The organism is Rugamonas sp. GW822-FHT03B10 (genome assembly GCF_058801745.1).
Window position 1 is genome coordinate 63,755 of the sequence record NZ_JBXANP010000021.1, and the last position, 9,937, is coordinate 73,691.

8 protein-coding genes and 1 pseudogene are annotated in these 9,937 nt (G+C 66.0%); 2 read left to right on the top strand and 7 right to left on the bottom strand.

The window, feature by feature from the left end:
- Positions 1–122: 122 nt before the first annotated feature.
- The 5 genes from AC1RQG_RS24255 to pyrG form a co-directional block, all read right to left on the bottom strand.
- A complete protein-coding gene (locus AC1RQG_RS24255) occupies positions 123–554 on the bottom strand; it encodes a GFA family protein (protein WP_493135367.1) in 432 nt (143 codons plus the stop codon).
- Between the two features lie 40 nt (positions 555–594).
- Positions 595–912 carry a cell division protein FtsB gene (gene ftsB, locus AC1RQG_RS24260; protein ID WP_493135369.1) on the bottom strand — a complete coding sequence of 106 codons (318 nt, stop codon included), beginning with the start codon at positions 910–912 and terminating at the stop codon, positions 595–597.
- Between the two features lie 43 nt (positions 913–955).
- Positions 956–2,239, bottom strand: a complete 1,284-nt coding sequence (eno, locus tag AC1RQG_RS24265; RefSeq protein ID WP_493135371.1) for a phosphopyruvate hydratase — start codon at positions 2,237–2,239, stop codon at positions 956–958.
- 120 nt (positions 2,240–2,359) lie between these two features.
- Positions 2,360–3,214 carry a 3-deoxy-8-phosphooctulonate synthase gene (kdsA, locus tag AC1RQG_RS24270; protein WP_493135373.1) on the bottom strand — a complete coding sequence of 285 codons (855 nt, stop codon included), beginning with the start codon at positions 3,212–3,214 and terminating at the stop codon, positions 2,360–2,362.
- The gene (gene pyrG, locus AC1RQG_RS24275; protein ID WP_493135375.1) at positions 3,211–4,905 is read right to left on the bottom strand and encodes a CTP synthase; all 1,695 of its coding nucleotides are present in this window, start codon (positions 4,903–4,905) and stop codon (positions 3,211–3,213) included. Before pyrG ends, kdsA begins: the two co-directional genes overlap by 4 nt.
- A 243-nt stretch (positions 4,906–5,148) precedes the next feature.
- Here pyrG and AC1RQG_RS24280 point away from each other — a divergent pair, with 243 nt between their 5' ends.
- Positions 5,149–5,568 carry a PRC-barrel domain-containing protein gene (locus AC1RQG_RS24280; RefSeq protein WP_493135378.1) on the top strand — a complete coding sequence of 140 codons (420 nt, stop codon included), beginning with the start codon at positions 5,149–5,151 and terminating at the stop codon, positions 5,566–5,568.
- 115 nt (positions 5,569–5,683) lie between these two features.
- Here the strand turns inward: AC1RQG_RS24280 and AC1RQG_RS24285 are convergent, their stop codons facing one another.
- Both AC1RQG_RS24285 and AC1RQG_RS24290 read right to left on the bottom strand, forming a co-directional pair.
- Positions 5,684–6,073 carry a GNAT family N-acetyltransferase gene (locus AC1RQG_RS24285; protein WP_493135380.1) on the bottom strand — a complete coding sequence of 130 codons (390 nt, stop codon included), beginning with the start codon at positions 6,071–6,073 and terminating at the stop codon, positions 5,684–5,686.
- A gap of 133 nt (positions 6,074–6,206) precedes the next feature.
- Entirely contained in the window at positions 6,207–9,377 is a 3,171-nt protein-coding gene (locus tag AC1RQG_RS24290) for an error-prone DNA polymerase (protein WP_493135382.1), read from the bottom strand.
- A 293-nt stretch (positions 9,378–9,670) separates the two neighbouring features.
- Here AC1RQG_RS24290 and AC1RQG_RS24295 point away from each other — a divergent pair.
- A pseudogene (locus AC1RQG_RS24295) lies at positions 9,671–9,937 on the top strand (TonB-dependent receptor); the annotation flags it as partial.

Consider the following 9,937-nt stretch of genomic DNA (forward strand, 5'->3'; position numbering starts at 1 on the left):
AAGTGTTATTCCGTCAACTGCAGTTTCTTGCTTCTGGTCAAATGTAATACTACCTTCATTTTTGCTTGCTTAACACTTTCGAATGGCACCTCGGCGGGCGAAACCACACATTGAGGCCGGCCTCATGCGCCGGCGCCGTTGAACGTGACGTTGGCGATCCAGTTGCGCTTGCGCCGGGCCAGGCGGGCGTCCCCGCCTTCGCCGTCGAAGGAAGCGCTGCCGTGTTGCAGCAGCGCGCGGTCCACGTCGTCGAACGCGTTCACGCTGACGACGGCGTACAGGTGATCGTCGATGCGGCTGGTCACCACCGGCACCACGCCGCATTGCGTACACAGGTGAAATTCGGCCGTCCTGGTGCCGAAGCTGTACGGCGACACGTGGGCCGGCTCGCGCACCGTCACGGCCAGCGCGCCCGTCGGGCAGGAAGTCCACACGCCGCCATGCTTGACGCAAAAGCTGCACGTGCAGGCGCGCGCCGGAATGAAGGCTGGCTCGGGCGCCCAGTCGAGCGCGAAGGAGATATTGCCGCAATGGCAGCTTCCATGGATGAGCATGGCGTATCCTTGCGTTGAAGCCGCGACGGCGCCGTTATCCTTACGGCGCGGTAGTGGCAGCGGCGGCCGGCGCGGGTGTCGTTTGCCCCTTGCCGACGATCTGGATGAAGATCTCGTTCTGTTTGATCATGCTGAGCTCGTAGCGAGCCCGTTCTTCGACCGCGCCCGTGCCGTCCTTGAGGTCGCGCACTTCGGAGTCGAGCTTGGCGTTGCGGGCGATCAGTTCCGCGTTTTTCTTGTGCGCGGCCTCGACCTGCGCCTCGTAATCGGCCACGCGCAGCCAGCCCCCTTTGCCCAGCCATAGCGGGTACTGTATCAGCAGCAGCAAGGCCGCCAGTGCGAGGGTGATCAGACGCATGGTGTGAAAAAGCGGCCGGATCGCTCCGGCCGCAGTGTGACAATTACTTCAGATTATAGAACGCGTCGCGGCCAGGGTAGGAGGCGATATCGCCCAGGTCTTCCTCGATGCGCAGCAGCTGGTTGTACTTGGCCATGCGGTCCGAACGGGACATGGAGCCGGTCTTGATCTGCAGCGCGTTCAGGCCCACGGCGATGTCGGCGATGGTCGAGTCTTCGGTTTCGCCCGAGCGGTGCGAGATCACGGCCGTGTAACCGGCGCGCTTGGCCATCTCGATGGCGGCGAAGGTCTCGGTCAGGGTGCCGATCTGGTTGATCTTGATCAGGATCGAGTTGGCGATGCCCTTCTGGATGCCTTCCTTCAGGATCTTGGTGTTGGTGACGTACAGGTCGTCGCCCACCAGCTGCACCTTCTTGCCCAGTTCCTTGGTCAGGATCGCCCAGCCGTCCCAGTCGCCTTCGGCCATCGCGTCCTCGATCGAGATGATCGGGTACTTGTCGCACCAGGTGGCCAGCAGGTTGGTGAACTCGGTGGCGGTCAGGCTCAGGCCCTCGCCTTCGAGCTGGTACTTGCCATCCTTGTAGAACTCGGAGGCGGCGCAGTCCAGGCCCAGCGCGATCTGGGTGCCTGGCTCGTAGCCGGCTTCCTCGATGGCCTGGATGATCAGCTTGATCGCTTCTTCGTGGTTGGCCACGGACGGTGCGAAGCCGCCTTCGTCGCCCACGGCCGTGGTCAGGCCCTTCTTGTGCAGGATCTTCTTCAGCGTGTGGAACACTTCGGCGCCGTAGCGGATCGCTTCCTTGAACGACGGTGCGCCCACGGGGATGATCATGAATTCCTGGATGTCCAGGTTGTTGTCGGCGTGCGCGCCGCCGTTGATCACGTTCATCATCGGCACTGGCAGTTGCATCGCGCCCGAACCGCCGAAGTAGCGGTACAGCGGCAGGCCGGCTTCCTCGGCGGCGGCCTTGGCCACGGCCATCGACACGGCCAGCATGGCGTTGGCGCCCAGGCGGCCTTTGTTCTCGGTGCCGTCCAGGTCGATCAGGGTGCGGTCCAGGAAGGCTTGCTCATTGGCGTCCAGGCCCATGATGGCTTCCGAGATTTCGGTGTTGATGTTCTCGCACGCTTGCAGCACGCCCTTGCCGAAATAGCGCTTGGGGTCGCCGTCGCGCAGCTCGATCGCTTCGCGCGAGCCGGTCGAGGCGCCCGACGGCACGGCGGCGCGGCCCATCACGCCCGATTCCAGCAGAACGTCGCACTCCACGGTCGGATTGCCGCGCGAGTCAATGATTTCACGGCCGATAATGTCAACAATAGCACTCATGTCATTCTCCAAAGGTTAAAAGCGTAACGGTTCAGGCGTTGCGTCTGATGCGCAATCTGCATGTGCGCAGCGGGACCGGATCCGGCGCCGCTGCGCCGGACCCGGTCCCGCTAGCTGCGATTAATTGAAGCTGGATTCGAGGAAGCCGGCTTTCTTGGTGATGCGATCGAGGTCGATCAGCGTCGACAGCAGTTCCTTCATGCGGCCCAGCGGCACGGCGTTGGGGCCGTCCGACAGCGCGGTGGCCGGCGTCGGGTGGGTTTCCATGAACAGGCCCGACACGCCCACGGCCACGGCCGCGCGCGCCAGCACCGGCACGAACTCGCGCTGGCCGCCCGACGACGTGCCCTGGCCGCCGGGCAGTTGCACCGAGTGGGTGGCGTCGAACACGACCGGGCAGTTGGTCTCGCGCATGATGGCCAGCGAGCGCATGTCCGACACCAGGTTGTTGTAGCCGAACGAGACGCCGCGTTCGCACGCCATGAACACGTCGTCCGGCAGGCCGGCGGCCTGGGCCGCGGCGCGCGCCTTGTCGATCACGTTCTTCATGTCGGTCGGCGCCAGGAACTGGCCCTTCTTGATGTTGACCGGCTTGCCCGACTGGGCGCAGGCCGTGATGAAGTCGGTCTGGCGGCACAGGAAGGCCGGCGTCTGCAGCACGTCCACCACCGACGACACGGCCGCGATCTCCTCGATCGTGTGCACGTCCGTCAGCACCGGCACGCCCAGCTCGCGTTTGACGTCGCCCAGGATCTCCAGGCCCTTGTCCATGCCGGGACCACGGTACGAGGTGCCCGAGGAACGGTTGGCCTTGTCGAACGAGGACTTGTAGATGAAGGGGATGCCCAGCTCGGCCGTCATTTCCTTCAGCGCGCCGGCCGTGTCGAACGCCATCTGGCGCGATTCGATCACGCAGGTGCCGGCGATCAGGAAGAACGGCTGGTCGAGGCCGACGTCAAATCCGCACAGTTTCATGCTGCGTCTCCTTGCAGCTCGCCCTCTTTCACGGCGTGCAAGCGGGGCTTGCCGCTGGCGGCCTGGTGCGCGAGGGCGGCCTTGATGTAGGACGTGAACAGCGGATGGCCGTCACGCGGGGTCGATTTGAACTCGGGGTGGTACTGCACGCCCATGTACCACGGGTGCGCGTTCTCGCCGGTGCGCGGCAATTCCATGATCTCGCACAGGTCCTCGGTCGGGGTGCGGGCCGCCACGATCAGGCCGGCCGCTTCCACGCGCGGCAGGTAGTGGTTGTTGGCCTCGTAACGGTGGCGGTGACGCTCGGTCACCACGCCGCCGTAGATCTCGGCCGCCAGCGTGCCGGGCTTGACGGCGCAGGTCTGCGCGCCCAGGCGCATGGTGCCGCCCAGGTCGGAGTTCTCGTCGCGCTTCTCGACCTTGCCATCCTGGCCCTGCCATTCGTCGATCAGGGCGACGACGGGCTGGTCGGTGTCGAGGTCGAACTCGGTCGAGTTGGCGTTGGCCAGGCCGGCCTTGTGGCGCGCGTATTCGATCAGCGCCACCTGCATGCCCAGGCAGATGCCCAGGTAGGGGATCTTGTGCTCACGGGCGAACTGGGCCGCCATGATCTTGCCTTCCACGCCGCGCTTGCCGAAGCCGCCCGGCACCAGGATGGCGTCGAACTTGGCCAGCTCGGCGCAGCCGCGCGTTTCGATCTCTTCCGAGTCGATGTACTCGATGTTGACGCGCGCCTCGTTGTGGATGCCGGCGTGGCGCAGCGCCTCGGTCAGCGACTTGTACGATTCGGTCAGCTCGACATACTTGCCGACCATGCCGATCGACACTTCCGCCTTCGGGTGCTCGAGCGTGTAGATCAGCTTGCTCCACACGGACAGGTCGGCCGGGGCCGGGTCCAGGTCCAGCGCCTCGCAGATGATGGCGTCCAGGCCCTGGTCGTGCAGCATCTGCGGCACCTTGTAGATGGTGTCCACGTCCCACACGGAGATCACGGCCTGCTCTTCGATGTTGGAGAACAGCGAGATCTTGGCGCGCTCATCCTCGGGGATGCGGCGGTCGGCGCGGCACAGCAGCGCGTTGGGCGAGATGCCGATTTCGCGCAGCTTCTGCACCGAGTGCTGGGTCGGCTTGGTTTTCAGCTCGCCGGCCGAGGCGATGTAGGGCACCAGGGTCAGGTGCACGAAGGCCGTGTTCTTGCGGCCGGCGCGCAGGCTCAGCTGACGGGCCGCCTCCAGGAACGGCAGCGATTCGATGTCGCCCACCGTGCCGCCGATTTCGCACAGGGCCACGTCGTAGCCTTCCGCGCCGCGGCGGATGTAGTCCTGGATCTCGTTGGTGATGTGGGGGATCACTTGCACCGTCTTGCCCAGGTACTCGCCACGGCGTTCCTTGCGGATCACCGATTCGTAGATCTGGCCGGTGGTGAAGTTGTTCACCTTTTTCATCCGGGTGGAAATGAAGCGCTCGTAGTGGCCGAGGTCGAGGTCGGTTTCCGCCCCGTCGTCGGTGACGAACACTTCACCGTGCTGCATGGGGCTCATCGTGCCCGGGTCGACGTTGATGTACGGGTCGAGCTTGAGCATGGTGACTTTGAGGCCGCGCGATTCGAGGATCGCGGCGAGAGAGGCGGCGGCAATCCCTTTACCGAGGGAAGACACGACGCCGCCAGTGACGAAGACAAATTTGGTCATTGCAGATGGTGCCGAACGGCACGTGCGGGAAATTGAAATTATAGCCTAAACTGAGTCATTCTTCATCCTTCCCGCCGGAAAAATCCCATTCCGGGCGTAGAATCGGGGCAGGAAAGTGGTGAAAAATAGCTGGTTTTTTAATTTCTTTTCGACATCATTGCCTTTCCGGCAGCAGTGTGAAGCAACGAACCGACCGGCATGCCGGTCGGGGCCAGACTGGCAACTTTCTCCTGGGAGGTCACCATGCACTACCAAGACCGCGATGCCGACGGCGTCTACGTGGACACGGGCCACCACGGCCCCGGCCCCGACCTGATGGGCGCCGGCACCGTGATCGGCGACCCGGTGCGCAACCTCAAGGGCGAACACCTGGGCCAGATCCGCGAAATCATGCTCGACATGCGCAACGGTACCATCGCCTACGCCGTCATGGCGCACGGCGGCGTGTTCCACCTGGGCGCCAAGCTGTTCGCCGTGCCCTGGCAGGCACTCACGCTGGATCCGGTCCACAAGGGTTTCACGCTCAACATCGACAAGCAGCGGCTGGACGAGGCGCCCGGCTTCGACCCCGACCACTGGCCCAACATGGCCAACCCGGCGTGGGCGGCGCAGATCCACCGCTACTACGAGCACCCGTCGGACCAGCGCTCCGGCCTCAGCTAAGCGCCACTAAGCGCCACCAAGTGCCACTAAGCACCACTAAGCGCCAGCGGCGAACGCCATTTTGGCCGGCGCCGCAGCCGGCGGGCTATGGCCACGCATATACCCGCTATACCCGTCATGCGCACGGCGGCAGGTGCATCGGCACCCACGCCACCCCGCCCTCCTCCACCCGTGGCCCGGTGGGCAGGAAGCCCCAGCGCTGGTACATGGGAAACGCGTAGTCGGAGGCGTTGACGGTGAAGCCGACCGTGTTGCCCGCCACCAGCGCGGCCGTGCGCGCGGCCAGCCACAATTGGCGGCCCAGGCCGCAACCATGGAATTCGCGCGCCACGAACAGGTGGAACAGGTGGCTGCGGTCGCGGATCGCCACGGCGCCGGCCAGCACCGGGCCGATGAAGCCGAGCAGATACTGGTAGCGGGGTTGGGCCAGGTAGCCGGCGATGGCCGGCTCGGCCATGTTGGCCATGAATTGTTCGGCGCCGGCGCCGTCGGCGTCGAGCGTCATGTAAGGCATCAAATCGGCAATCAGTGCGCTGATCGCGCCGGCGTCTTCCGGTACTGCCGCTCGCAATGTTAAAGTTTTCATATTATTATTTTGCCATCTTTGTGACACCTTTGGGGAAAAATATCACGCTCGCTCAGCAAAAATCGCGGCTGATCGTCGGCAAACGCCCCAGTAAATGCGACATGTCGACCAGCCGCTTGGCCACCAGGTGGCACACCGTGCCCTCGCGCTGCCACACGCCATACACGCCCAGCAGGGCCGCGCTCAGCACCTCGCGCCGCTGCTGCTCGACCAGCGCCGGCCACACGATCACGTTCACATTGCCGGTCTCGTCCTCGATGGTGATGAACAGCACGCCCTTGGCCGTGCCGGGCCGCTGGCGCACGGTGACGATGCCGCAGCCGCGCGCCAGCTGGCCGTTGCGGTAGCCCTGCAGGGTGGACGCGGGCACAAAGCGCTGCGCCAGCAATTGCGGGCGCAGCAGCGCCAGCGGATGGCGGCCCAGGGTCAGCCCCTGGGCCCGGTAGTCGCCGAGGATGCTCTCCCCCTCCGACGGCGCGGCCAGCACCGGCGCCTCCTCGTCCGGCGTGGTGGGGCGCAGCAAGTCCTTGTCCGGCACCGCGCCCACGGCTTGCCACAGCGCCTGCCGGCGGTGGCCGGCCAACTGGCGCAGCGCGTTGCCGCCGGCCAGCACCTGCAGGTCGTGCCGGTCCAGCCCGGCGCGCCGGGCCAGGTCGGCCACCGAGGCGAACGGCGACACGGCGCGCGCGTCCTCGATGCGCTGGGACGGCTCGGCCCGCATCCCGCGCAGTAGCGACAGCCCCAGCCGCACGGCCGGCTGGCCGCGCGCGCCGGCCACCTCCTCCAGCGTCGATTCCCAGCCGCTCACGGCCACATCCACGGGACGCACCACCACGCCGTGCCGCTTGGCGTCCTGCACCAGTTGCGACGGGCCGTAAAACCCCATCGGCTGGCTGTTGAGCAAGGCGCACAGGAAGGCGGCCGGTTCGTGGCACTTGAGCCAGGAACTGGCGTAGGTCAACAGCGCGAAGCTGGCCGCGTGCGATTCGGGAAAACCGTATTCGCCAAAGCCCTGGATCTGGCTGCAGATGGCTTCGGCGAACGCCAGCTCGTAGCCGCGTTCCAGCATGCCATTGATGATGCGGTCGTGGTATTTGTCCATGCCGCCCTTGCGCTTCCAGGCCGCCATGGCGCGCCGCAGCTGGTCGGCCTCGCCGGGCGAGAAGCCGGCCGCCAGGATGGCCACCTGCATCACCTGCTCCTGGAAGATGGGCACGCCCAGCGTGCGGCCCAGCGCCGTCTCCAGGCCGGGCGGGAATTGCACCAGCGACGGGTCCATGCGCCGCTGCAGATACGGGTGGACCATGCCGCCCTGGATCGGGCCGGGCCGCACCAGCGCCACCTCGATCACCAGGTCGTAGAACTGGCGCGGGCGCAGACGCGGCAGCATGCTCATCTGCGCGCGCGATTCGATCTGGAACACGCCGATGGTGTCGGCCTCGCACATCATGTCGTAGGTGGCCGGGTCCTCGGGCGGCACGTCCTGCATGCTGAACACGGAGTCGCGCTGCTGGCCCACCAGGTCGAACGCGCGCCGCAGCGCCGACAACATGCCCAGCGCCAGCACGTCCACCTTCAGCAAGCCCAGTTCCTCCAGGTCGTCCTTGTCCCACTGGATCACGCTGCGCTCGTCCATCGTCGCGTTCTCCACCGGCACCAGGCGCGACAGCTTGCCCTGGGCGATCACGAAGCCGCCCGGATGCTGCGACAGGTGGCGCGGAAAACCCAGCAGGCTTTGGGCCAGCGTGGCCCACTGGCGCGCCAGCAGCGAGGTCGGGTCGAGGCCGCACTCGGCCAGCCGGTTCAGCAGGTCGCGCTTGCCGTCGAACCAGTGGTGCGAACGCGCCACCTTCTCCACGATGGCCAGGTCCACGCCCAGCGCCTTGCCGCTGTCGCGCAGCGCGCTCTTGGGCCGGTAGCTGATCACCACGGCCGCCAGCGCGGCGCGCGTGCGGCCGTATTTCCGGTAGATGTACTGGATCACCTCCTCGCGCCGCTGGTGCTCGAAATCGACGTCGATGTCGGGCGGCTCGGCCCGCTCGCGCGAGATGAAACGCTCGACCAGCAGGTTGCCGCGCGCCGGGTCCACCTCGGTGATGTGCAGGCAGTAGCACACGGCCGAGTTGGCGGCCGAGCCGCGTCCCTGGCACAGGATGCCGTTGGCGCGCGCGTAACGCACGATGTCGTAGACGGTGAGGAAGTACGGCTCGTAGCGCAGCGCGGCGATCAGCTCCAGCTCGTGTTCGATCTGCTGCTGGACCTTGGCCGGGATGCCGTCCACGAAACGCTGGTGGGCGCCGATATAGGTTTCCTGGCGCAGGTAGCTGGTCGGCGTGTGGCGGGGCGGCACCAGCTCGTCCGGGTATTCATAGCGCAACTGGTCGAGCGAAAAATCGCACAGGCCGGCGATGCGCACCGTCTCGGCCAGCGCCGCCGCCGGATACAGGTTGGCCAGCCGCAAGCGCGGGCGCAGACGCTGCTCGGCGTTCTGCGCCAGCGCGTAGCCGCATTCGGCCACCGGCTTGCCGATGCGCACCGCGCACAGCGTGTCGTGCAGCGGCTTGCGCGAGCGCACGTGCATGCACACATGGCCCACGGCCACCACCGGCAAGCCATGCTGGCCGGCCACCTCGGCCACACTGATGCGGTGCGCCTCGTCGAACGCGCGTTGCAGCAGGTTCAGCCCCACCCAGGCCCGGCCGGGAAACGTGGCCGCCATCCACGCCGCCTGCGTGTGCAGCCGGTCCACGTCGCCGGGCTGGTGGGCCGGGTAATGGGGCAGCAGGATCAGCAGGCAGTCGGGCAAGCCTCGCAGGTGGGCATAGTCGGGCGGCGGCGCGGCCAGGTCGTCCAGCGTCAGCAGGTACGTGCCCTTGGCGGCCCGCGTGCGGCCGATGGTGATCAGCTCGGACAGGTTGCCGTAGCCGTTGCGGTTCTGCGCCAGCGCCACCAGCGACAGCGCCACCTGGCCGTCCGCGCCGCGCAGCTGGAACGAGGCGCCGATCAGCAGCGGCAGGCCGGCCCGCTTCGCTTCCGCGTGGGCGCGCACCACGCCGGCCAGCGAGCACTCGTCCGTCAGTGCCAGTGCCGCATAGTCGAGCTGGGCCGCGCGCGCGACCAGTTCCTCCGCATGGGACGCGCCCTGCAGGAACGAGAAATTGGACAGGCAATACAGCTCGGCATAGGCCGGCAGGCCGGTGGTGGGCGTGGGTGTGGCGGTCATGGCAAGGGGATGATAATGATACTGTGTTTATATACAGTATTTTACGCTATCCGGCCGCCGTGCGCGGCGGCCGCATCGCCATCATCGGCGCGGCGCACCCGCTGGCCGGCCCTGTGCGCATGTGCTGATTTCTTGCCGTTTTCTACACGATCTTGACGGCGCGCACGGTCGCGCGCCGCCGTTTGTATGCAAAACAGCACAGTTGGCATTTATTTGTTGTAGCGCTACCAAGATTTGATGTGTGTCTGTGAATACTTTGTCTAGAATCATGCTTTTCATAGGGAGACGTCAACGTGTTCGCTACTTCAACTTTACGTAAAGCCGTCTTGCTGAGCCTGTACGGCAGTGCCGCGCTGGCCATGCTGGCACCAGAAACCCACGCCCAGACCGCCAGCGGCGACATCCAGACCGTGAACGTGGTCGGCTCGCGCCGCGCCGTCAGTTCGGCCACCGACACCACGGTGCCGGTCGACGTGATCCCCATGAACAAGGCGGCCGAATCGGGCGGCAATTTCGACCTGGCCCAGACCCTGACCAACATCTCCCCGTCGTTCAACTCG